The organism is Shewanella sp. ANA-3 (assembly GCF_000203935.1).
Lineage (GTDB): Bacteria > Pseudomonadota > Gammaproteobacteria > Enterobacterales > Shewanellaceae > Shewanella.
Genome location: NC_008577.1, coordinates 1,834,628 through 1,858,410, shown reverse-complemented (window position 1 = coordinate 1,858,410; position 23,783 = coordinate 1,834,628). Strand labels below are relative to the sequence as shown.

Below are 23,783 nucleotides of genomic sequence, written 5' to 3'. Positions count from 1 at the left end.
ACGACCTCCAGGGAAGGAGGAAGTACTGGAAAATGTCTGGAACATTTTCAGTAAAACCCATCTGGGTTGTATGGTTAAGCCTCTCGAGTCATTAGTATCAGTTAGCTCAACGCCTCACAACGCTTACACACCTGACCTATCAACGTCCTAGTCTCGAACGGCTCTTTAGTGGACTTAAAGTCCAAGGGATGACTCATCTTGGGGCTCGCTTCCCGCTTAGATGCTTTCAGCGGTTATCGATTCCGAACATAGCTACCGGGCAATGCCATTGGCATGACAACCCGAACACCAGCGGTTCGTTCACTCCGGTCCTCTCGTACTAGGAGCAACTCCCCTCAATCATCCAACGCCCACGGCAGATAGGGACCGAACTGTCTCACGACGTTCTGAACCCAGCTCGCGTACCACTTTAAATGGCGAACAGCCATACCCTTGGGACCGACTTCAGCCCCAGGATGTGATGAGCCGACATCGAGGTGCCAAACACCGCCGTCGATATGAACTCTTGGGCGGTATCAGCCTGTTATCCCCGGAGTACCTTTTATCCGTTGAGCGATGGCCCTTCCATTCAGAACCACCGGATCACTATGACCTACTTTCGTACCTGCTCGACGTGTCTGTCTCGCAGTTAAGCTGGCTTATGCCATTGCACTAACCGTACGATGTCCGACCGTACTTAGCCAACCTTCGTGCTCCTCCGTTACTCTTTGGGAGGAGACCGCCCCAGTCAAACTACCCACCAGGCACTGTCCTTAACCCCGATTAGGGGCCCAAGTTAGAACATCAACACTACAAGGGTGGTATTTCAAGGACGACTCCACGAGAACTAGCGTTCCCGCTTCAAAGTCTCCCACCTATCCTACACATGTAGGGTCAATGTTCAGTGCCAAGCTATAGTAAAGGTTCACGGGGTCTTTCCGTCTAGCCGCGGGTATACGGCATCTTCACCGCAATTTCAACTTCACTGAGTCTCGGCTGGAGACAGCGTGGCCATCATTACGCCATTCGTGCAGGTCGGAACTTACCCGACAAGGAATTTCGCTACCTTAGGACCGTTATAGTTACGGCCGCCGTTTACCGGGGCTTCGATCATGAGCTTCTCTTGCGATAACCCAATCAATTAACCTTCCGGCACCGGGCAGGCGTCACACCGTATACGTCATCTTGCGATTTTGCACAGTGCTGTGTTTTTGATAAACAGTTGCAGCCACCTGGTATCTGCGACTGCCGTCAGCTTAGGGAGCAAGTCCCATCACCAACAGCAGCGTACCTTCTCCCGAAGTTACGGTACCATTTTGCCTAGTTCCTTCAGCCGAGTTCTCTCAAGCGCCTTGGTATTCTCTACCCGACCACCTGTGTCGGTTTGGGGTACGATTCCCGCTAACCTGAAGCTTAGAAGATTTTCCTGGAAGCATGGCATCAACTACTTCATCCCCTTGGGGACTCGTCATCAGCTCTCAGTGTATAGTGACCCGGATTTGCCTAAGTCACCCACCTACCACCTTAAACGCGGACTACCAACGCCGCGCTAGCCTAGCCTTCTCCGTCTCTCCATCGCAGTTAGCGGAAGTACAGAAATATTAATCTGTTTCCCATCGACTACGCCTTTCGGCCTCGCCTTAGGGGTCGACTCACCCTGCCCCGATTAACGTTGGACAGGAACCCTTGGTCTTTCGGCGAGGGGGTTTTTCACCCCCTTTATCGTTACTCATGTCAGCATTCGCACTTCTGATACCTCCAGTGTGGGTTACCCCTTCACCTTCAACGGCTTACAGAACGCTCCTCTACCGCGCAACCCTAATGGATTGCACCCGTAGCTTCGGTGGTATGTTTAGCCCCGTTACATCTTCCGCGCAGGCCGACTCGACTAGTGAGCTATTACGCTTTCTTTAAATGATGGCTGCTTCTAAGCCAACATCCTAGCTGTCTAAGCCTTCCCACATCGTTTCCCACTTAACATACACTTTGGGACCTTAGCTGACGGTCTGGGTTGTTTCCCTTTTGACGACGGACGTTAGCACCCGCCGTCTGTCTCCCGGATAGCACTCTTTGGTATTCGGAGTTTGCAAAGGGTTGGTAAGTCGGGATGACCCCCTAGCCTTAACAGTGCTCTACCCCCAAAGGTGTTCGTCCGAGGCGCTACCTAAATAGCTTTCGAGGAGAACCAGATATCTCCCGGTTTGATTGGCCTTTCACCCCCAGCCACAAGTCATCCGCTAATTTTTCAACATTAGTCGGTTCGGTCCTCCAGTTGATGTTACTCAACCTTCAACCTGCCCATGGCTAGATCACCGGGTTTCGGGTCTACGCCTTGCAACTAAACGCGCAGTTAACACTCGGTTTCCCTACGGCTCCGCTATTCGCTTAACCTCGCTACAAAACGTAAGTCGCTGACCCATTATACAAAAGGTACGCAGTCACGGTCTCAAGAACCGCTCCCACTGCTTGTACGTATACGGTTTCAGGTTCTATTTCACTCCCCTCACAGGGGTTCTTTTCGCCTTTCCCTCACGGTACTGGTTCACTATCGGTCAGTCAGGAGTATTTAGCCTTGGAGGATGGTCCCCCCATATTCAAACAGGATATCACGTGTCCCGCCTTACTCGTTTTCATCAAAGGTTAGTTTTCGTGTACGGGGCTATCACCCTGTGCCGCTGGACTTTCCAGACCATTCCACTAACACCCCTCTGACTTAAGGGCTAATCCCCGTTCGCTCGCCGCTACTAGGGGAATCTCGGTTGATTTCTTTTCCTAAGGGTACTTAGATGTTTCAGTTCCCCTCGTTTGCCTCATGTAGCTATGTATTCACTACATGATGACCGCTTATGCGGCCGGGTTCCCCCATTCGGACATCGTTAGCTCAAATGCTTGTTACTAGCTCGCCAACGCTTTTCGCAAGTTACTACGTCCTTCATCGCCTCTGACTGCCAAGGCATCCACCGTATACGCTTAGTCGCTTAACCATACAACCCAAATGAGTTTCACATCACTTGCGTCGTTGCGACCAGCTGGTTTTACTTGTCTCATCTTCGACCAAGAAGATGGACTCGCCTTAGACTTGAATATTCAAGACACTTAAAAAGTGTTTTAAGAACTCAATTTTTTCGTATTAACACAACGACAGACATCATTGTATTAATTACTATCAGCTTTCCAAATTGTTAAAGAGCGGGCTTAAAAAAGCCAAAGATAATTTTTCAGTTTATCTTTGGCATCTCTAACCAGATTGCAGTAAATGGTGGAGCTATGCGGGATCGAACCGCAGACCTCCTGCGTGCAAGGCAGGCGCTCTCCCAGCTGAGCTATAGCCCCATTTACATGCAGTGCGAGTATCAGATGTCCCAACCCTCAAAGGATTGGTGGGTCAGAGTGGACTTGAACCACCGACCTCACCCTTATCAGGGGTGCGCTCTAACCAGCTGAGCTACAGACCCATCGTTTACTCTATCTTCTATCAAGCAAATCTGTGTGAACACTCAACAAACATCAAGTTAGTCGTATAGGTAAGGAGGTGATCCAGCCCCAGGTTCCCCTAGGGCTACCTTGTTACGACTTCACCCCAGTCATGAACCACAAAGTGGTGAGCGCCCTCCCGAAGGTTAAGCTACCCACTTCTTTTGCAGCCCACTCCCATGGTGTGACGGGCGGTGTGTACAAGGCCCGGGAACGTATTCACCGTGGCATTCTGATCCACGATTACTAGCGATTCCGACTTCATGGAGTCGAGTTGCAGACTCCAATCCGGACTACGACGAGCTTTGTGAGATTAGCTCCACCTCGCGGCTTTGCAACCCTCTGTACTCGCCATTGTAGCACGTGTGTAGCCCTACTCGTAAGGGCCATGATGACTTGACGTCGTCCCCACCTTCCTCCGGTTTATCACCGGCAGTCTCCCTAGAGTTCCCACCATTACGTGCTGGCAAATAAGGATAGGGGTTGCGCTCGTTGCGGGACTTAACCCAACATTTCACAACACGAGCTGACGACAGCCATGCAGCACCTGTCTCAGAGTTCCCGAAGGCACTAAGCTATCTCTAGCGAATTCTCTGGATGTCAAGAGTAGGTAAGGTTCTTCGCGTTGCATCGAATTAAACCACATGCTCCACCGCTTGTGCGGGCCCCCGTCAATTCATTTGAGTTTTAACCTTGCGGCCGTACTCCCCAGGCGGTCTACTTAATGCGTTAGCTTGAGAGCCCAGTGTTCAAGACACCAAACTCCGAGTAGACATCGTTTACGGCGTGGACTACCAGGGTATCTAATCCTGTTTGCTCCCCACGCTTTCGTGCCTGAGCGTCAGTCTTTGTCCAGGGGGCCGCCTTCGCCACCGGTATTCCTCCAGATCTCTACGCATTTCACCGCTACACCTGGAATTCTACCCCCCTCTACAAGACTCTAGTTTGCCAGTTCGAAATGCAATTCCCAGGTTGAGCCCGGGGCTTTCACATCTCGCTTAACAAACCGCCTGCGCACGCTTTACGCCCAGTAATTCCGATTAACGCTTGGACCCTCCGTATTACCGCGGCTGCTGGCACGGAGTTAGCCGGTCCTTCTTCTGTAGGTAACGTCACAGCTAGCAGGTATTAACTACTAACCTTTCCTCCCTACTGAAAGTGCTTTACAACCCGAAGGCCTTCTTCACACACGCGGCATGGCTGCATCAGGGTTTCCCCCATTGTGCAATATTCCCCACTGCTGCCTCCCGTAGGAGTCTGGGCCGTGTCTCAGTCCCAGTGTGGCTGATCATCCTCTCAGAACAGCTAGGGATCGTCGCCTTGGTGAGCCATTACCTCACCAACTAGCTAATCCCACCTAGGTTCATCCAATCGCGGAAGGCCCGAAGGTCCCCTCCTTTCCCCCGTAGGGCGTATGCGGTATTAGCAGTCGTTTCCAACTGTTATCCCCCACGACTGGGCAGATCCCTAGGCATTACTCACCCGTCCGCCGCTCGCCACCTCAGGAGTAAACTCCCTTGTGCTGCCGCTCGACTTGCATGTGTTAGGCCTGCCGCCAGCGTTCAATCTGAGCCATGATCAAACTCTTCAATTAAAAGTTTTGTGAACCCGAAGGTTCGGCTCAATGAATTCTGAATCGACTTAACTTAATAAGTCGTTGTACATATTGCTATGAACACTCATTCATTGATTTAAATTTTGATTACTCGCCAAACGGCAGAGTAATTTCGATTAACTCAACACCTGTGAGTGTCCACACAGATTTGCTTGATAAATTGTTAAAGAGCATGGTTATTTACCTTAAGCATTTAGCGCTTTTGGCTTTCACCGTTGACCCCGCTGGGCCAGTGGATGCGCATTATAGGGATGTCAGATTTTACCGCAACCCCTTAAGGCAAAATAATTAGAAAAAGCGAAGTGAGTGCGCATTTTTTAAACCAAACGTCGGTTTTAGCGCCTAAGTCGCTGTAATTTTCATCACTTTGACTATATCTATCACCTAGCTAACGCCGTTAGCATCGCTCACAAAGCAAAACGATAAAGCCAATACCGCACTTTTTTCTTGTTTAGCTCGCGCCTCAAGTTCAATCTTACAATTCGAATAGATTGATGCGCGCTTTAAGTAGCAAGGATAGGCTACTTCTTTAAAAATCCTGGCACATCGACAATGCTATCGAGCACCACAGAAGCCTCGCTATCATCAGCAATGGCTTTACCTGTACGGACGAGGATACGTGTCGGCACCCCTGCCGCTTTGGCCGCAAGCATATCGTCTGCTTTATCGCCCACCATCACCGACTGCGACAAATCGATTTTCAGGAATTTTGCCGCATCGAGTAGCATGCCTGGTTTTGGCTTACGGCAATCGCAATCGACTTTATATTCACCGAGACCTTTTTCATTATGGTGTGGGCAATAATAGATACCATCGAGGTCGACACCTTTATCGGCAAAGTTCCAATCCATCCATTCAGTGAGACTGTGGAATTGATCTTCGGTATACATGCCACGGGCAATCCCCGACTGATTGGTGACCACCACCAATTTGTATCCCATTTGCTTTAATGCAAGGCAAGCTTCAAACACACCTTCTATATATTCAAAGTCATCCACCTGATGCACATAACCATGATCTTTGTTGATCACACCATCACGGTCTAAAAATACGGCTCGATTGACTGTACCCACAGTACTACTCCACTCACTAAAAACGGCGCTTAATACGTAATTTCCCTATTATTCCATCCATTGCAAGAAATTGCACCGCGAAGTTGTCAGCGACATGACGTAGTTTGAACAAGTTCCGGCTTATCTCGCCCCAAGCGGGCGTTAAACAGTATTAAATCGTACTTATCCCGATGCATTTCGCCGATAAAATCGGCCGATAATGCTTTTTTAGGCTTAAGGGATGCGGTATTCAATCGAGCTTTTCCCTTTATTTGTGCTGTTTTTAACGGTAATCTTGCACGGATAACAATAAAACACCTAAAAATAGACGGTCATAATGAGTCGAACTACGCCTATAGTCCATAAAACCCGCACCCAATTAGTTGTAGAAGTGCTCAGAGAGAAAATTCTTTCGGGTGATATAGCCGCAGGAGAACCACTCAGACAAAGCGCCTTAGCCGAAGCCTTACATGTAAGCCGCATTCCCGTGAGAGAAGCCTTACTACAACTGGAGGCGGAGGGGCTGGTGAAGTTCGAACCCCATAAAGGGGCGACCGCGACCGAATTATCCGTTGAACAAGTGACTGAGCTTTTTGAATTACGCGCCATGATCGAAACCGATCTGCTCGCCAAAGCCATACCACGACTTCAAGAAGACGATTTAATACAAGCAGAACGCGTATTGGAGCAATTGGAATCGGCCTTTAAGCATGAAGATGCCGTCGCCAGTTGGAGTGAGCTAAATACACAGTTTCATACCTGTTTATATCAAGCCGCCAATCGTCCACATACGCTAGAGGTTGTCCACGGCCTCAATACTAACTGCGATAGATATATCCGTTTGCAATTGCTGCTCGCAGGAGGTATTCCCGCAGCAGAGCACGAGCACCGCGAACTGCTCAACTATTGCAAACAAAGAGAAACAGAGAAAGCCACGGCGTTGCTGCGACATCATATTTTGCATGCCGCAATGACAATTCGGGATCTCGTCGCCAAACAGGTGGTCTAGATCACGGACTGTCATTCGTTATACCGATAAGCTTTGTTGTCGATTTGAGGCAGCACTTCAGGTTCTGCCTTTTTTATTTGAGAGAAAACACCATGCAGTACGCCACTATCACTGGCTGGGGAAAATGTGTTCCTCCCGCCACTTTGACTAACGATGATCTTGCTACTTTTATCGAAACTTCCGATGAATGGATTAAAAGCCGTACCGGGATCAGCCAGCGTCATATCAGCCATGTGAATACCTCTGAGTTAGCATCGGTTGCCGCTAAACGCGCCCTTGCTGCGGCGGGCATTGACGGCAGCGAAATTGATATGATCATTTTAGCCAGCGCCAGCCCAGATACCTTGATCCCGAATATTGCCTCCACAGTACAGGCGAATATTGGTGCAAGTTGCGCAGCTTTCGATATCAACGCGGCCTGCAGTGGCTTTTTGTATGGCTTAGGCTTAGCCAGCTCACAGATCAAGAGTGGCCAATGCAAAAAAGTACTAGTAGTCGGTGCAGAGCGTTTATCTTTCTACCTCGATTGGTCACGCCGTGAAACCGCAGTACTGTTTGGTGATGGCGCGGGCGCGGTTGTTGTGGAAGCGACCGATGTGCCAGGCGGTGTGTTAGGCTATGAGCTGAATAACGACCCTGACGGTCGCGATATCCTAAAAGCCGGTTTTGGTACTGCGATGGATAGATTCTCCGCCGAATCCTTAGATTTTTATATTCAATTCGATGGCCAAGAAATCTTTAAACGTGCCATCAATGGTATGAATAAGTTAAGCACTCAAGTGCTGGAAAAATGTGGCGTCGATAAGGATGAAGTCGACTTAGTGATCCCACACCAAGCGAACGAGCGCATTATCGATACCCTCGTTAGCCGCATGAAGATCCCTAAAGAAAAAGCCTTCGTGAACATTGCTAACTATGGTAATACCTCTGCGGCCACTATTCCCATTGCCATCTGCGATGCATTGGAGAAAGGTTTAATTAAGCCAAATCAAACTATTTTGTCATGTGCCTTCGGTGCGGGGTTAACCTCAGCAGCGCTGCTATTGCAATGGGGCGAACGCGTAACACCAGTTCAAGTGAGCGATGCCCAGCTGCCACCTTGCGAGTTGAGTGGCATTGAGCTGGTTAAACGTGCAGTGGATTATTTCTGTAAGTAATAAATCCCGAACACAGATAAAAGGCCATCTTGGGATGGCCTTTTACATTTTTATCTCTTCAGGCACTCGACGCATTTCATCCCAGTAAATCCCCTGCTTAAAATAGCCTGCGAGTTTTTGATTTAATTCGTTAAAACTTTTTATGGCCACCTCCTCACCACACAAGCATGACCAGACGAATCGATGGCAGTTGTTGTCGAACAAATCGTATTCGCGGTATTGATAAATGGCCCGCTGGGCGCGGCTCACCATATCACTGGCAATCAGTGGTTGATGTTGATGATTACAGGCAATATAGATTTGGCTACCAGTGCGCCCCGCTAAAAAGCGCTTTACCGATACCGCCCTTATCAGCCCTGAGCCATGTAGCTCGACGAGGCAATCATCCGCCAACCAAATGCCCGTATGTTCAATGACCCCAAACACATAGCAGCAGACAATACTGCCTGGCTGCGGCGAGACTTGTTTAAAGCCCTTTTGCCACTGACTTGGCGCTGCGACCATGGCTTGGCTGCCCGTCGTTTGCCGTGGAGCCTTGCCTAATAAGCGGTCACGCTCAAGCTGCAGGCGCTTTTCACGCTCATCGGCGAGCAACAACGCCCCCATAGCCGCGCTGCCTAGCCAAAGTAACGGTAATGGCATCATCATCCCCTTATGGCATCACTTATCTGTAAAAGGCATCATTAAGAAATAGTAGGTTATGAAATAGCAGGTTAAGTAAGTCGGATGGAATTTGCGCCCCCTCATGCGCTCACCTTTGTTTAAGGCCTCATTCTTTAAACCCACCTTTCTTTAAACCGATAGTTCTAAAGAACTATCGTTCGGTCAGTATGCCTTAGCCTTTGAATTCTCACTAATAAGAGTGAAGTACAGTTTCACTTAATTGCCAAGTTTTCCGTAAAGCTCCCCAAGCAAGATACGGGGAACTTACCTTTTATCGGGTTACTGGTCGTTCAAAGACCTGTGGCTTTTTGCAGTGTAATGGGATAAGCGTGAATTAAAGATGAAATCGCTAGCCGGAGCACAAACTCAGCCGACTTGATTGTGAATAGAAAAACTGAAGCCCGAGTAACACAGGCTTCAGCTCAAACGGTAACTCTATTTGCGACAGCAAGTGGCATGCGCCGCAGCATGACTCACGCTTGACATGATCCACGACATCAAGGTGCATCGGATTTCACCTTTGCACCTCAATGGTTAGTCATAAAAGCCTAGCAAGATTAGAGTTTAACGAGCATTTTGCCTTTGTTTTTGCCTTCAAACAGGCCGATAAACGCCTCAGCAGCTTGGTCTAAACCATGATAAACGGTTTCTTGCGATTTCACTTTACCCGCTTGCAGCCACTGCGCCATTTGAGCGATGAATTCTTCAAACTGATCGAAGTAGTCCATCACAATAAAGCCCTGCATGGTTAACTTTTTAGTGTTGATGGCTAACAGATTACTTGGCCCCGAGACTGGTGCCTGCGCATTGTAATCGGCAATCATCCCACATACAGGAATGCGGCCATATTCGTTTAACACATTCAACGCGGCTTCAAGATGAGCGCCGCCGACATTCTCAAAATACACATCAATGCCATTAGGCGCCGCGTCGCGCAAAGCCTGAGTTAAATCAGTGACTTTTTTATAGTTAATCACGGCATCCACGCCCAAACTTTGAACCAATTCGGCCTTCTCATCCGAGCCAACCGAAGCAATCACTTTACAGCCATTAAGCTTAGCGATTTGACAGACAACCATACCGACAGCACCCGATGCGGCTGAAACAAATACAGTATCCGTTGGTTTTAACTTAGCGATTTGCATCAGCCCCACCCAAGCAGTTAATCCGGGCATGCCGATAACACCTAAAAAGTATTGCTCAGGAATATTCACCGCAGGCAATAAGGTGAGATCCTGCCCATCACTAATAAAGGCGCTGCGCCAACCGCTGATATGGCTCACTTTTGAACCTACTGGGAATTGTGGATTGAGTGACTCAATCACTTCGCCTATTGCCCCGCCGTCCATAACCGCATCAATCTGGAAGGGTGGAATGTAGGAATCCCTATCCATCATACGACCACGCATATAGGGATCGACCGACATCCAGGTGTTTTTAACCAACACTTCACCGGCTTTTAATGCGGGCAACGTCACCTCGACCTGTTTAAAGTTTGCCAGCGTCGGCATACCAACAGGGCGTGATGCTAAATGAATTTGACTGCTTATCATGGGATTAACCTCTATTACGTCGAACACACAGCAAACAGGGAGTGGAGTTATGTGTTGTCGACAATGAACCAATTTATTAGCTTGCAAATAGTTTGCGCACAAACTGTTTGCCAATAAACTACCCACAAGTGATACACAAATCAACCATTACGCCTAAAAATATTTTGCACACAAACTATTTTTACAGGGTGGAATTTGTTAACATCAGCCTTCATTGTTTATTCTGGGTACGCTTTATGGCTCAAAAATTATCAGACAACGTATGCTTTGCACTGTATTCGGCGACCAACTCATTAGTGCGAGCCTTTCGTCCCATCCTTGACGAGTATGATCTCACCTACCCCCAGTACATAGTGATGCACTCACTTTGGTACGTGAACGACGTCAGCCTCAAAGAATTGTCTAACGACACGCGTTTAGATCCCAGCACCTTAACGCCAATCGTTAAACGCTTGGAGTCAAAAGGATTACTCACCCGTAATTTATCCGAGTTGGATGAACGTAAAAAGGTCATTTCCCTCACCGATAAGGGCCGACAATTACAGGAAGAAGCGACTCAACTTACGGAGAAATTGGTGGCTCGCTCCAATATGAATGCTGAGCGTATCGAGGAATTACGTCGCTTATGTCTTGAATTAGAAGCAGATTTATCGAAAGACTAGCGAGCCGAATTAGCACGCTTTTAAAGCCTCCTTTTGTGAGCTCTCAATTCTAACGACATGCATCAGATTTAGAAATTCAATCTAAGAAGAGATTTCGGCGTAGAGGCGATCAAACGCAGCCTTTAGTGCGCTAACACACCGTTTAGCGTGAGTAAGCTAACAATTCCCCCACCTTTAGCTCATCGGCGCCGCCCATGCTTGCCACCTGCGCCAATAACAGTTCGCCGCAGGCCAGTGCGTCAGTCAGGGCGCTGTGGGCGCCATATATCGGCAATCCATACCGTTCTCGGCATGCCCCAAGCCTTAAGCTGCCTTCTTTAAGCACTGAGTGTTCGCGTAGCAAACGGTGTTTTTCCAGCAGTAGAGTATCAATCGCAGGCAGTACAATCGCTTGATGATAAATCGACAAGATATCTTGCTGTAAGAAACGGCAATCGAGGGGGGAATGGTGCGCGACCAATACATGACCACGGGTTTGAGCCACAAACCATGCCATCGCCTCTTCAATCGTCACCGCCTCGGTTAAATGATTATCGAGGATCCCATGGATGGTCGCACTCTGCCCTACACTACCCTGTATTTGCACCAGTTTTTGCTGCGCGCCCATCAAGGGAATCGCCCCATTTTCAATCGGCACTAGCCCAATACTTAAGATTTGGTCCTGTAAAGGGTTGAGGCCTGTCATCTCCAAATCCATCGCAATTAAGGGCGCCCGACTAATGGGTAACTCCAACAGCGGCACTAAGGATTGGTAATAATCCTTAAATAGCCGATGCTGGCAGCGTAGCGCACGCCAGCGCAGCTTAACGTTCACCCACCAAGGCCCCATTAAAAGCTCCGCATAAATTTCATCTTCATCCCCGACTGGGCATCATGGACCACCTTAAACGCATCCCGCAGTTGATGCCTCACCAAAGAAGATAGATGGCCGGGTAACAAATAATTGCTGATCTTAAGCCCCTGCGTATGTTGGTAGCCTTGATTCGATAAACGCATATGGGCAATAAATTCATGGGCATCGGCCAAATTAAGCGCATCCTTACGATTGAGAATATTGGCGTCCATCAGCGCCCGAATTCGTTTGGCGGTATTCACTTCCTTAATCCCAGCCGACAACGCATACACGCGGGCGATATCGTTGATTAACGCATTTCCTTTATGTTTTAAATCAATGCCTTTTACCTCACTGCCATCGCGCTCTAACACAAATTTTCGAAAAAAGCCTAAGGGCGGCGACTCGACGAGGGAATTGCCCGTCATCCCCGCAAGGAAAATATCATTGTCTTTGGTTTGTGCCAGCACTTTGTCCTGTAGGGCATCGAACAGGGATTGCGGGCCAAAGACTGAACGCATATCGAAGAAAATACTGGCATGCATCAATGCCTTAGGTTCTGGCGTGACCACCCACTTTTCAAAGACCTGCTGCCATTCGTTGAGTGACATCCGCCACAGGGGGTTTTGCGCCATGATATTACCGGGACAAAAAGCATAACCGCATTGATCCAGCCCTGCGCAAACTGCATGGGTCAAGGCATCGAAATAGCCTTTGGCGTAGTCGTCCATTTCTTCGGCCACCAGCAAGCCGTTATCTTGATCCGAACAAGCAGCTTGGTCTTGTCGCCCTTGCGAGCCAAAGGCTAACCAGCAAAACGCCATCGGCGCCTCACCGAGAATTTGCTGATTTAACACAATCAAGCGCCGCGTTAGTGCATCGGTGACCGAGGTCAATACCCGACCAATCTCCTCCGCTCTGGCATCGGCACTGATTAAATTTTGCAATAACAAGGGAATTTGTTTACTGACGCTAATGAGGCTGGCGAGATCACGCTGCCGCTCGATTTCACCAATCAGCAGCAGGGGCTGCGAACCTTGACCGCGCAAAATGTCGGTACTGGTCACCATGCCAATGGCTTTTACTTCCTCAGTATTTTGCTCATCGATGATCGGCAAGTGATGAATGTTATGCTCACTCATCAATAACATCGCCTCGAAAATCAATGCATTGGATGAAATCGAAATCGGCGATGTGGTCATAGCTTGATGCACGGCAATTCGGCCATCAAGCCCCGCGGCGAGCACCCGGTTACGCAGATCTTTATCGGTTAAAATCCCCACCAGCTTATGATTGTCCGTGACCAATAAGGACGAAACCCGCGAGTTACGCATCAAGAGCGCGGCTTGCGTGACGCTGGCATGGGCGTCGATCATAATTGGCGAAGATGACATTAAGGTACTGATACGACTAGTGGTTGTCAGATCTTTCGCCTTAAACCTCGCCTCGTGACGTAAACGCTTGGCAAAGGCACGGGTAAAAAATTTATCAAAGTGCCGACTCTCGCTTCGCAGTTGGTCAAACAATGCCTGCGGTAGGTGATACACCAAACTGTCTTCGAGAATAGCGACCCGGTTAACCACTTTCTCCCCAGACAATAGCGTCGAAAAGCCAAAAAACTCCCCTTCAGCGACCCTGTCCACTAGCACCCCTTCGGGATCCCGCACCTCAAAGGCGCCGCTGCGAACCAGATACAATTTCGGCGCATCGGCATCAAATTTCACAAACCCCGAGGCTTTACTGTAGTAACCAACGGTCACCGACTTAGCGCAACGCAGAATGGTCTCGTTGGGCAAAGTGTCGAAGGGAGCTGTGGATGTTAAAAACTGCACAACGGGTTGTAATTCGCTGGCGTTCATAGCAACACCTTATTTTAGGTGAATTTTATCCCACTATAGCGCGCCCAATTGTTGGGCCATATACGACTAAAGTCAGCCTTAAGCTTGCGCTGACCCCATTAAAACAAAAGGACGCTAATGCGTCCTTTTATCTTAATTTAGCTTAGCTAAACCCAGCAGTGATTAATGGCTGCTCGCTTCTCCCGCCCCTTTAGGGAAACGGATAGATTCAACCATATCTTGTACATGGGCAGGTGCCGCTGCGGTCACCTTACAGACGATAGCCGCCACCGCAAAGTTCACCACCATACCGACCATACCGATACCTTCTGGCGAAATACCGAGGAACCAGTTAGCCGCCACGTTAGCTGTTGGGTCCACAAACTTGAAGTAGATGATGTAACCCGCAGTGAACAGTAGACCGATAACCATACCTGCGATTGCACCTTCTTTGTTCATCGTCTTAGAGAAGATACCCATGATGATGGCTGGGAACAGAGAGGATGCCGCCAGACCAAAGGCGAACGCCACTACCGCTGCCACGAATCCTGGTGGGTTAACCCCGAAGTAACCCGCAATCACGATGCCGATACCGGCTGCCAGTCGAGCGTACATCAGCTCTTTCTTGTCAGAGATATTTGGCATCAGGTTCTTCTTCAGTAAGTCGTGTGATACTGAAGTCGAGATAACCAGTAACAGACCCGCAGAGGTAGATAACGCCGCTGCTAAACCACCCGCAGCTACCAGTGCGATAACCCAAGCTGGCAGATTCGCGATTTCTGGCGTTGCTAATACGATGATGTCGTTGTCGATCTTCATTTCGTTAGGGCTAGCAGCATCTTCCATTTTGCCTTTGGCATAGTAGATTTTGCCGTCGCCGTTTTTGTCATCCCATTTGATCAGACCGGTTTTTTCCCAGTTTTTGATCCAATCTGGCGCAGTTTCATAGGCAACACCCTTTTGATCTGGACCGTTAATGGTTTCGATCATATTGACGCGAGAGAATGCCGCCAATGCAGGAACTGTGGTGTACATGATGGCGATAAACACCAGCGCCCAACCGGCTGATACACGCGCATCTTTCACTTTAGGAACAGTAAAGAAACGCACGATAACGTGGGGTAAGCCCGCAGTACCCACCATCAAAGCGCCAGTAATACAGAACACGTCGATCATGCTCTTAGAGCCATCGGTATAAGGAGCAAAGCCTAAATCCACAGACAGATTGTTCAGTTTCTCTAACAGATAAACGCCAGAGTTATTCCCCGCAGCATCAAGTAACTGAGCACCGAAACCAATTTGAGGAATGATATGACCCGTCATCATCACAGATAAGAAGATTGCTGGCACCATAAAGGCGAAAATCAGTACGCAGTATTGGGCAACCTGAGTATAGGTAATACCCTTCATACCGCCGAGCACCGCGTAGAAGAACACCACAGCCATACCGATATACACGCCAGTGTCCACATCCACTTCGAGGAAGCGCGAGAAAACCACGCCCACACCGCGCATTTGGCCCGCGATGTAAGTAAAGCAGATGAAGATAGCGCAAATAACCGCGACCGTACGCGCCGCTTGCGAGTAGTAACGCTCACCCACGAAATCAGGCACAGTGAACTTACCAAATTTACGTAAGTACGGCGCCATACACAGGGCTAATAATACGTAACCGCCCGTCCAGCCCATCAGGTACACACTGCCGTCGTAACCGACGAAAGAGACAATACCCGCTAACGAAATAAAGGATGCTGCTGACATCCAGTCGGCTGCAGTCGCCATACCGTTCACTACAGGGTGAACACCGCCACCCGCAACATAAAACTCTTTAGTCGAACCCGCACGGGACCAAATCGCGATCCCAATGTAGAGCGCGAACGACAGCCCCACAATCAGATAAGTTAATCCTTGTACACCCATTTCCGTTCTCCTTAGTCTTCTTGTACGTTATATTTTTTATCTAAGGCGTTGGCTTTTGCCGCGTAGACAAAAATAAGCGCAACAAAGACATACATAGATCCCTGTTGAGCAAACCAGAAACCTAACTTGAAGCCCATGAAATGGATTTCATTGAGTACATCAACCAATAGAATGCCACATCCGAATGAGACTGCGGCCCAAATAGCCAATAGGCCTAAAACGAGACGTAAATTCTCATTCCAGTAACCTTTTGCTTTATCGTTGTTTTCAAATGCCATAGCGACTCCCCTGTGCTGTTTTATTTTTAAGTCTTGTTAAATCTAGCAACAGCTGGAGTGACCACAATCAAGACCTTAGTCTAATTTGCGAAGCGGCTCACATCCGGAAAAATCGAATAGCATTTAAAATCATAAAGTTAACAATGACTTTACATCTTGATGCAAAAGTTATTTTTTAAGCGGCTTAGACCAATGTCGAAGATCCTAAGGCTAGAAACCGACAAAATGACGTGCTAGATGACAGTAAGATACGACGATAGGTAACAGTAACTGGCTGTGATATAAACAAAATATCGTACTGCATTGGGGTTAATTGGTTGTCATAAACCCAATTGCTACAGCTCAGATGCCTCAGCAAAATGGCAAAAATAACCCAGCATAGCTGGGTTATTGGAAAACAGATCGGCGGGTAATACCAATCGTATTAAATATCTGTTCATTCAGCGGGAGTTAAACGGGCTTTAGACAAGGCGAAGGCTTGAAGGCATAGTGGCGCTCTGTCGAAAGCCTTAAACGCAGTATAAAGCCCGTTCAACCCCGCCCTTCGGGAGCCTCACAGGCATCTCACTCCCGTGTTACATTGACTTAAAAGGGAATAACCATTTCTTCGTCAATGCGCCTTGGATTGAGATGCCTGTGAGGCCCTGAACTGATTAGATATTTAATGTGATTGGTATAAGTTTACGCAGCCATAAACACAGTGATTAGCCTTTTATTTGGCGGCTAAGAATTTGACCAGCTCGGCCAATTCTTCAGGTGTATGCACCTTAGACGTCACTAAATAGCGGCCATTGACTAATAATGATGGCACGCCCTTAATACCCGATAATTCCGCCTGCGAGTCGTAATTCATCATAGTAAACTTCGCATCGACAGAGTTCATCGCCGCATCGACATCATCGGCCTTCGCGCCCTGAGCCACAAAGAAAGCTTTTACCTGTTCAGGGCGAGTAAATTGTTCACCCTTTTCATGGATTTGTTTAAAAATCGCTTCGTGCACTTGCTTGGTCATTTTCAGCTTTTGTGCAACAAAATAGGCTAATTGACTCAACTCCCACGCCGGACGTCCCGCGCCCACCGGCGTGCGCTCGAAGACCACATCCTTGCCTAAGAGTTTTACCGTGGAAGCGACAAAGGGTTCCTGCTTGTAGCAATGCGGGCAGTTATAGGAGAAGAACTCACGCAGCACAGGCTTTTGTGCTTCGTTGATCCCAGCGACAGTGACATAATCCTTCCCTTCTTCAAAACTCGCCGCCTGCAGTGCAAAGCTCGCACTTAACACCAATCCACAGGCCAGCGCCGCCAAAGGTCGAACAAAATTAGTTAGGCTTTTCATATTTTCTCTTCTTATTAGTAACTGCATCATTTAATCGTAAGTCGTTTGCGACACGCACAGGCCATTAAGATACCTCAAAATATGGCTAAGGTTCTTAAACATTTGTTAACAATAGGTGCTAAATCACCCACTAACAGGCCGTCAGCATTGCAAGGGGCGAAACAAACTGATACTCAAACCCCAGCTCGCGGACTATCGCATCTCCTAGAATGACTTTGCTGGCTTGTACCTGCTCATTAAATTGCGGCGCCACTAATCCCAAGGACTCGGCGGCAGCCACATAAAATTCACTTCTGGAAGGATGCTCTGGCGCACAAAGATTATAGATAGCAGCAACCTTCTCTCCCTTCGCCTTTGCAGCAATAATCAAGCTCACCGCCGTCACGCAGTCCTGCAAATGCACCAGATTGACCGCAACATTGCCGCCCGACACATCGGTTTTACCGGCAAAGAAGCGACCAGGATGACGTTTAGGTCCAACCAAGCCGGCAAAACGTACAATGCAACTATTCGGCTGGCGAGCAAATAAGGCTTCGGCATCCAATAACACCTGTGATGAAGCCGATTCCGCCTGCGCATCCGCTTCGGTCATCGACTTATCGAGGGAAGGGTAAACGCCTGTGGTGCTGATAAACACTATGCCTTGATAGTGCCAGCCCTGGGTTAGCGCAATTAACTGCTGTAATTCTTGAAGATAGGCACTATTGCCATGTTTTAGGCGCGGAGGAATATTGACGACAAGAAAGTCTGTCTGAAACAAGGCTTTTAAAGCCTGCGCATCTGGGAGTACATCGGCTTCATCCCCGAGTTGCAGTTGGAATCCATGGATCCCCGCCTCAGTGAGAGGTGCTAACTCCTCTGCGTGGCGTTTAGCACCAGTGACTCGGTAACCCGCTTGCACTAACTGCTTAGCGAGGGCAAAACCAAACCAACCACAACCGACAACCGCAACACTTTTTTGATCTGCCACTCTTAGCTCCATTTCCATTGACCGACAACCCAAGGTATTTCGGCCAATAGCATACGGAACTCAGGTGGCGTGATTCAAGCTTGGAACGAGCTAAAATAAAAACTAATGCCTTTATCCATTTGCAAGGTGCGGATCGCGCCCTCGGTTAACTCTTCCGCGCGAATGGTTTTTTGTACCGTCACCCCTTCATCACTTAAAAAGCGTAACGAGGCCTCGCTGCCATCTTCCTTACAGGCCCACACCTGCGGCTGACTCACCTCTTTGGTGGTCATGATCACCTTAGCAACAGTGTCGTCGGATAACTTGACGATAGTACCCGGCGGATAGATACCTAAAATCTTAACCAACACCGCAATTAAGGATTCGGCATGTTTACTCGCACGATTTTTAAATAAATAACCTAAAGCCACCTGCGGTGAAGACGCCTGCTCACCACTGAGCTGCTGATCGTAATCGTTCGCCAGACTCACTATTTGAGTGGTAATGGGGATTTTGGCCCCTGAGAGTCCATCGGGAAAACCTGAACCATCAATAAACTCATGGTGATGCAATACAATATTCAGCACTTCCTTTGGGAAAAGTCCCGAGCGATTCAGCATGTCATAACCAAAGTTCGGGTGCATTTGCAGGTAATTGGCCTCATGGGGAGTTAATGCGCCCCGTTTACGGCGGATCACATCCGGGACTTTGAGTTTGCCTATATCGTGGAACAGGCTCCCCAAGGCAATATCGCGCAGATCCCGCGCCGGCAAGTCGAGTGCCTGACCTATCATCATGGCTAATACTGCTACCGAGATGCCGTGTTGAGTCACACTGACATCTTTTTCATCCATTCCGACCAAAGTGAGGAAAGGTTTCTCGACCTCTTGCAGGTGGCTGAGTAAATCTTCTACTAAGGCGGCCGACAAGCGATAAGCGCCTTCTGGGTCGCTCACCACTTTGCCATACACATTGCGGCACTGGTTAACGCTCTCTAAAAAACGCCTCTGGCTAAAACGCATCGCCTTACGGGTATCGGCCTTTAAGTCGCGCTCCGGTGGTGCTTCTTCAATCTCCTCGACATTTTCCTCTTCATCCGTCGATTCGAGTTCATCACTACTGCCTGAGATCAGATACACATAGGGCACACCGAGTCCGCGGATCATCTCAATGTGAGCCGGACTACTGATATCCACACGGTTAAATAAAAAAGGGTGATTCGTCCATGACAAAGGCAACTTGACCCTCATGCCAAGTTGAAGTTCGGAAAGTAATAGTTTTCGTTGGGCTGCTTTTGCCACGCAATATGACTCCTTTCATGTACGCAAGACGCATCAAATTTTCGCTTCTTCGGTCGCACATTTAAGCTAAGTACATATAACTATAGATGATTCAACAAAATCAGTAAGCTATAAGTGAAAAAATGCTTATCAAACTGAGGGATAGTACACACAAATTATCCCTCAGTGATTAGATATTAGATAAAAAGCTGAAATTACAACGAGATGACCTTAGTCTTCTTTTACCGACGTCACAGTCTCTTTCGGCCAATCGGCGAGGTAATAGCTGAGACGTTTTGACTTGTAGACATACAAACCTGACCAGAACAACACTAAGGCGTCGAGGGCTAAACTCCAATGGAATAAAAATTGCCCATGGATTAATCGCTGCGCGAGTAAGGTCGCATCGAGTAATAATAAAATCCACAATCCCCATTTAAGCTGGACAAACACCGGGCGTAGCCAAGAGGGCGAGCGGCGACGCTCCGCCAGCACCACAACATAGAGCACCACAGCGCCCAGCCCCGCCGCGAGTGCGAGTAAAAAGTCAGACTTTTCGGGATAGAAGAGCCTGACTAATTCTGATCTATCACTGGCTTGGGTCAGAGAGGCAATAAAAATACACCAGCCACGGGCGAGAAAAGCCAAGATGGCATATAAAAAAATCGGTGGTTTGATATGGCCTTTATCATCGAGCCAAGTGATGTGACTAAAATTCAATCGCAATCCATTTAGTAAAAACTAAAGCAATATAAACAAGATGGTGGCGTAACGGCTAAATTCAATGGCTGGTGTGAATAATTCGTGCAAGCTTGTTACGTTTAAGTGTCACGCTCAAGTTTGCTAGGCTCAAGTTGTGTTATGCCAAGTTCACCACACAAACCACGGCCCCATATCTTAGCCATAAAAAAGCCCCGCAAGGCAGGGCTTTATCAATGAAGCGGCAGCGTGTTAGCTATTTGCTGCTAGAAGAGCCAACAACTCATCTTCACCAATCACTTTCACGCCAAGCTCCTGCGCTTTGGCAAGCTTAGAACCCGCCGCTTCACCCGCAACTAAGCAATCGGTATTTTTCGATACACTGCCCGCCACTTTGGCGCCTAAGGCCTGTAGTTGCGCCTTAGCATCGTTACGGTTGAGTTGATTTAAGGTGCCGGTTAGCACCCAAGTCTGCCCCTTCAACGGCTGCTCATCGGCGCTTGGTGCTGCAATCGCAGGCCAGTTGACGCCAGCCGCAATCAAGGCATCGATCACCTCTAGGTTATGGGGCTGGGCAAAGAAATGCGCCACATGCTGGGCAACCACTTCACCAATATCTTCAACTTGAATAAGTTGCTCAATAGTAGCTACACGCAGCGCCTCTAGGCTGCCAAAGTGAGTCGCCAGGTTCGCCGCCGTGGTCTCCCCCACCTCTCGAATGCCTAAGGCATAAAGGAAACGTGGCAAGGTGGTGGTTTTAGCCGCTTCAATCGCCAGCGCAAGATTGGTGGCCGACTTAATTCCCATACGGTCGAGCATGGTCATCATCGAGGCGGTGAGTTTAAATAAGTCCGCCGGGCTTTGAACCAGCTCCTTATCAATCAACTGCTCGACAATTTTATCGCCCATGCCGTCGATATCTAATGCCTTGCGGGAGGCAAAATGCTTGATCGCCTCTTTACGCTGCGCCTCACAGAATAAGCCGCCGCTACAACGGGCCACGGCTTCACCTTCTAATCGCTCAACCAAACTGCCGCAAACGGGGCAATGTTGCGGGAAGGCAATCGCCTTAGCATCTTCTGGGCGACGCTCGGGCACTATGGCGACAATTTGCGGGATCACATCACCGGCGCGGCGGATAATCACAGTATCACCCACCATTACACCTAAACGAGCGATTTCATCGGCATTGTGTAAGGTGGCGTTCGATACCGTCACGCCGCCGACAAACACAGGTTTTAAGCGCGCGACTGGAGTCACTGCGCCAGTGCGGCCGACCTGAAAATCTACGCCTTCGAGCAGGGTCATTTCTTCCTGTGCGGGGAACTTATAGGCAATCGCCCAACGGGGAGATTTGGCCACAAACCCTAAAGTTTGCTGCTGGGCGATATCGTTCACCTTCATCACCACGCCATCGATCTCAAAGGGTAAGTCGGCGCGGCGAGTCAATATATCTTGATAGTAGGCAAAGACTTGGCTGAGTTCGTCGCAGACTTTGATCTCGCTGCTGACTGGCAGCCCCCAAGATTTTAGTTGCTGCAATTGCTCGTAGTGCGTCTTAGCTAGCTCATGGGAAGTCGGCTCCACCACGCCTAAGGCATAGGCATAAAAAGACAGCGCCCGTGACGCGGTAATTTTACTGTCGAGCTGACGTAAGCTGCCCGCCGCCGCATTACGCGGATTGACGAACAGTTTTTCATCCTTTAAGCGTGCACGCTCATTTAGCGCCTCAAACGCCGCCTTGGGCATAAAGGCTTCGCCGCGCACTTCGACCAATTCGGGATAGTTGTCACCGCGCAGTTTGAGCGGAATCGACTTAATGGTTTTAACGTTTTCGGTAATATCTTCGCCCACGGTACCATCACCCCGAGTCGCAGCGCGCTCAAGCACACCATTGCGATACAAAATACTCACCGCCAAACCATCGAGTTTCGGCTCACAACAAAAACTCACTTCGCCAACTCTGTCGCTGACACGTTTATGAAACGCGCTAAAGTCTGCCTCATCGAAGGCATTATCGAGACTTAACATAGGTTTAAGGTGAGTGATTTGCTCAAACTTGGCCAGTGCCATACCGCCCACTCTTTGGGTGGGCGAGTCGGCAGCAACAAACTGAGGATACTCGGCCTCAAGCTGTTTCAGACGCTGCATTAATCTGTCGTATTCGGAGTCGGTAATGCTTGGCGCATCATCGACATAGTAACGAATATTGTGTTCATTCAGAGATTGGCAGAGCGCCTGCATTATTGGCTGCGCATTGTGTGGCGTGACAGCTTGAGAAAGCAGTTCAGATAGGCGTTTATCGAGTTGAATGTCTTGCATATTCATTATCCAGAATTCTTAAGCATCAAAAAGTTGCAAAAAATGAGGCCGCATTTAGCGGCCCCATCTGTCTATCACCGCGGTCTCGCGGCGTTGCATTAAGCGTTTGCGCGAATGCGATGTAAATAATCTTGCTTAGTAAACTCACCCCAAGGTTGACGCTGACCATCGAGCACCACCGCATCGATATCATCCGCCAATTGGCGCGCCGAGTTAAGCATGATGGAGAAGTTCATTAGCGCATCACCGTAGCAAGGTAAGGTCATAAAGAACACCACACCTTGGGTGCTGAATTGTTCCATATTATCTGGGTCAAAAAACCCAGGCTTTACCATATTTGCAATGGAGAACAACACCTTACCATTACCCGCATTATCCACATGGCGGTGGAAAATATTCATATCGCCATATTTAAAATTAAGGGTTAAGAAGCAAGGTAACAATTCGGCGCCATTAAGCTGCTGACCTTCCTTTGCCACTACGTGCAGCACTAATACATCGCGAGGCTCGCCTAAATCATCATCTGGCTGTTCAACGACTTGAGGTTGCTCTTCTTCATACGCCTCTTCCTCATCGAACAGGGCGGTTTGGGTAGGCATTTGCACCTGCGCACGTTGTTCTTCGGCGGCTTTTTGCGCCACCATGGCCGCATGGGATTGCCCTACATGGGCTTGAGCTAAATTGGCAGAATGGCCTGGTAATACGGGCTCTTGGCGTGATGCTTTAGGACCGCGGTGTTGCTCTTTGGCCGTGGGCGATTGCAGACTAAAATCAGGCTGCGCCATGCTTGGCTCTTGCTTAAATAGCGGCTTAGGTTCAACTTGCACGGGTTCAACGGGTTGCGGTTGTGCTTTGGCTTCTTGCTTTAAGTAAGGGTTAAACGCAGGTGCCTCTGGGGTATGGGCTTCATTCGCTTTACGGACTCTGACGGCACCTATCCCATCGGCGTCGAAACCATCGGCATCGACACGCTTAGGCGCACCCTCGCCTCGTTCGGCCTGCTTTTTATAGAAATTGCCCATTGGACTATCTTTCAATGACTTAGGTTGTTGTCTTCTGATAGACCAAAATCCATGCACCAGCACAGCAACTATGGCTATGGCGCCTAAAACGAACAATACTAGTTGCAAATCTTCCATTGGTTACCCTGTCTTTCTTCTAGTTA

The 23,783-nt window shown here is 48.8% G+C and carries 16 protein-coding genes, 2 tRNA genes and 2 rRNA genes; 3 read left to right on the top strand and 17 right to left on the bottom strand.

The window, feature by feature from the left end; translation table 11 throughout:
- Nucleotides 1–70: 70 nt before the first annotated feature.
- From SHEWANA3_RS08350 to gmhB, 5 genes are all read right to left on the bottom strand, one after another.
- Nucleotides 71–2,963, bottom strand: a 23S ribosomal RNA gene (locus SHEWANA3_RS08350).
- Nucleotides 2,964–3,236: 273 nt separating this feature from the next.
- Nucleotides 3,237–3,312: transfer RNA gene (locus tag SHEWANA3_RS08345), tRNA-Ala, on the bottom strand.
- Nucleotides 3,313–3,357: 45 nt separating this feature from the next.
- Nucleotides 3,358–3,434 (bottom strand) — tRNA-Ile (locus tag SHEWANA3_RS08340).
- 70 nt (nt 3,435–3,504) lie between these two features.
- A 16S ribosomal RNA gene (locus SHEWANA3_RS08335) occupies nt 3,505–5,047 on the bottom strand.
- The 16S and 23S rRNA genes sit together here with 2 tRNA genes alongside, the layout of an rRNA operon.
- 542 nt (nt 5,048–5,589) lie before the next feature.
- Complete coding sequence (gene gmhB, locus SHEWANA3_RS08330; protein WP_011716627.1) at nt 5,590–6,141, bottom strand: D-glycero-beta-D-manno-heptose 1,7-bisphosphate 7-phosphatase; 552 nt, start codon at nt 6,139–6,141, stop codon at nt 5,590–5,592.
- A 316-nt stretch (nt 6,142–6,457) separates the two neighbouring features.
- Here gmhB and SHEWANA3_RS08325 point away from each other — a divergent pair, with 316 nt between their 5' ends.
- Both SHEWANA3_RS08325 and SHEWANA3_RS08320 read left to right on the top strand, forming a co-directional pair.
- Nucleotides 6,458–7,129, top strand: coding sequence for a GntR family transcriptional regulator (locus SHEWANA3_RS08325; protein ID WP_011716626.1), 672 nt, complete (start codon nt 6,458–6,460; stop codon nt 7,127–7,129).
- 92 nt (nt 7,130–7,221) lie between these two features.
- Nucleotides 7,222–8,286 (top strand): ketoacyl-ACP synthase III, encoded by a 1,065-nt coding sequence (locus SHEWANA3_RS08320; RefSeq protein WP_011716625.1) that lies wholly within the window; start codon nt 7,222–7,224, stop codon nt 8,284–8,286.
- 42 nt (nt 8,287–8,328) lie between these two features.
- On the opposite strand, the gene SHEWANA3_RS08315 is transcribed toward SHEWANA3_RS08320, so the two are convergent.
- Both SHEWANA3_RS08315 and SHEWANA3_RS08310 read right to left on the bottom strand, forming a co-directional pair.
- Complete coding sequence (locus tag SHEWANA3_RS08315) at nt 8,329–8,928, bottom strand: lecithin retinol acyltransferase family protein (RefSeq protein WP_011716624.1); 600 nt, start codon at nt 8,926–8,928, stop codon at nt 8,329–8,331.
- A 578-nt stretch (nt 8,929–9,506) separates the two neighbouring features.
- A complete protein-coding gene (locus SHEWANA3_RS08310; protein ID WP_011716623.1) occupies nt 9,507–10,502 on the bottom strand; it encodes an NADP-dependent oxidoreductase in 996 nt (331 codons plus the stop codon).
- Nucleotides 10,503–10,738: 236 nt separating this feature from the next.
- Between SHEWANA3_RS08310 and SHEWANA3_RS08305 the strand changes: the two genes are divergently transcribed.
- Nucleotides 10,739–11,164 carry a MarR family transcriptional regulator gene (locus SHEWANA3_RS08305; protein WP_011716622.1) on the top strand — a complete coding sequence of 142 codons (426 nt, stop codon included), beginning with the start codon at nt 10,739–10,741 and terminating at the stop codon, nt 11,162–11,164.
- A gap of 142 nt (nt 11,165–11,306) precedes the next feature.
- On the opposite strand, the gene SHEWANA3_RS08300 is transcribed toward SHEWANA3_RS08305, so the two are convergent.
- The 10 genes from SHEWANA3_RS08300 to zipA form a co-directional block, all read right to left on the bottom strand.
- Nucleotides 11,307–11,993, bottom strand: coding sequence for an exonuclease domain-containing protein (locus SHEWANA3_RS08300; protein WP_011716621.1), 687 nt, complete (start codon nt 11,991–11,993; stop codon nt 11,307–11,309).
- On the bottom strand, nt 11,993–13,855 hold the full coding sequence (locus SHEWANA3_RS08295) for a DUF294 nucleotidyltransferase-like domain-containing protein (RefSeq protein WP_011716620.1): 1,863 nt from the start codon (nt 13,853–13,855) through the stop codon (nt 11,993–11,995). The genes SHEWANA3_RS08300 and SHEWANA3_RS08295 overlap by 1 nt, the downstream gene beginning before the upstream one ends.
- Nucleotides 13,856–14,017: 162 nt before the next feature.
- Nucleotides 14,018–15,754 (bottom strand): sodium:solute symporter family protein, encoded by a 1,737-nt coding sequence (locus tag SHEWANA3_RS08290; RefSeq protein WP_011716619.1) that lies wholly within the window; start codon nt 15,752–15,754, stop codon nt 14,018–14,020.
- Nucleotides 15,755–15,765: 11 nt separating this feature from the next.
- Nucleotides 15,766–16,032: a DUF4212 domain-containing protein gene (locus SHEWANA3_RS08285; RefSeq protein WP_011622295.1), complete on the bottom strand. Its 267-nt coding sequence runs from the start codon at nt 16,030–16,032 to the stop codon at nt 15,766–15,768.
- 712 nt (nt 16,033–16,744) lie between these two features.
- Complete coding sequence (locus SHEWANA3_RS08280) at nt 16,745–17,368, bottom strand: thiol:disulfide interchange protein DsbA/DsbL (protein WP_041412596.1); 624 nt, start codon at nt 17,366–17,368, stop codon at nt 16,745–16,747.
- A gap of 130 nt (nt 17,369–17,498) precedes the next feature.
- The gene (locus SHEWANA3_RS08275; RefSeq protein WP_049795943.1) at nt 17,499–18,350 is read right to left on the bottom strand and encodes an SDR family oxidoreductase; all 852 of its coding nucleotides are present in this window, start codon (nt 18,348–18,350) and stop codon (nt 17,499–17,501) included.
- A 62-nt stretch (nt 18,351–18,412) separates the two neighbouring features.
- Nucleotides 18,413–19,618, bottom strand: coding sequence for an HD-GYP domain-containing protein (locus SHEWANA3_RS08270; protein WP_011716616.1), 1,206 nt, complete (start codon nt 19,616–19,618; stop codon nt 18,413–18,415).
- A gap of 210 nt (nt 19,619–19,828) precedes the next feature.
- Nucleotides 19,829–20,317 carry a DUF2919 domain-containing protein gene (locus SHEWANA3_RS08265; protein WP_041412595.1) on the bottom strand — a complete coding sequence of 163 codons (489 nt, stop codon included), beginning with the start codon at nt 20,315–20,317 and terminating at the stop codon, nt 19,829–19,831.
- Between the two features lie 231 nt (nt 20,318–20,548).
- Nucleotides 20,549–22,618 (bottom strand): NAD-dependent DNA ligase LigA, encoded by a 2,070-nt coding sequence (gene ligA, locus SHEWANA3_RS08260; protein WP_041412983.1) that lies wholly within the window; start codon nt 22,616–22,618, stop codon nt 20,549–20,551.
- 98 nt (nt 22,619–22,716) lie between these two features.
- A complete protein-coding gene (zipA, locus tag SHEWANA3_RS08255) occupies nt 22,717–23,757 on the bottom strand; it encodes a cell division protein ZipA (protein ID WP_011716613.1) in 1,041 nt (346 codons plus the stop codon).
- Nucleotides 23,758–23,783: the final 26 nt, after the last annotated feature.

Excerpts from the sequence above, each read along its gene's own strand:
- SHEWANA3_RS08325 (WP_011716626.1), top strand. The coding sequence starts at position 6,458 with ATGAGTCGAACTACGCCTATAGTCCATAAAACCCGCACCCAATTAGTT.
- SHEWANA3_RS08320 (WP_011716625.1), top strand. The coding sequence starts at position 7,222 with ATGCAGTACGCCACTATCACTGGCTGGGGAAAATGTGTTCCTCCCGCC.
- SHEWANA3_RS08315 (WP_011716624.1), bottom strand. The coding sequence starts at position 8,928 with ATGCCATTACCGTTACTTTGGCTAGGCAGCGCGGCTATGGGGGCGTTG.
- SHEWANA3_RS08310 (WP_011716623.1), bottom strand. The coding sequence starts at position 10,502 with ATGATAAGCAGTCAAATTCATTTAGCATCACGCCCTGTTGGTATGCCG.
- SHEWANA3_RS08305 (WP_011716622.1), top strand. The coding sequence starts at position 10,739 with ATGGCTCAAAAATTATCAGACAACGTATGCTTTGCACTGTATTCGGCG.
- SHEWANA3_RS08300 (WP_011716621.1), bottom strand. The coding sequence starts at position 11,993 with ATGGGGCCTTGGTGGGTGAACGTTAAGCTGCGCTGGCGTGCGCTACGC.
- SHEWANA3_RS08295 (WP_011716620.1), bottom strand. The coding sequence starts at position 13,855 with ATGAACGCCAGCGAATTACAACCCGTTGTGCAGTTTTTAACATCCACA.
- SHEWANA3_RS08290 (WP_011716619.1), bottom strand. The coding sequence starts at position 15,754 with ATGGGTGTACAAGGATTAACTTATCTGATTGTGGGGCTGTCGTTCGCG.
- SHEWANA3_RS08285 (WP_011622295.1), bottom strand. The coding sequence starts at position 16,032 with ATGGCATTTGAAAACAACGATAAAGCAAAAGGTTACTGGAATGAGAAT.
- SHEWANA3_RS08280 (WP_041412596.1), bottom strand. The coding sequence starts at position 17,368 with ATGAAAAGCCTAACTAATTTTGTTCGACCTTTGGCGGCGCTGGCCTGT.
- SHEWANA3_RS08275 (WP_049795943.1), bottom strand. The coding sequence starts at position 18,350 with ATGGAGCTAAGAGTGGCAGATCAAAAAAGTGTTGCGGTTGTCGGTTGT.
- ligA (WP_041412983.1), bottom strand. The coding sequence starts at position 22,618 with ATGCAAGACATTCAACTCGATAAACGCCTATCTGAACTGCTTTCTCAA.
- zipA (WP_011716613.1), bottom strand. The coding sequence starts at position 23,757 with ATGGAAGATTTGCAACTAGTATTGTTCGTTTTAGGCGCCATAGCCATA.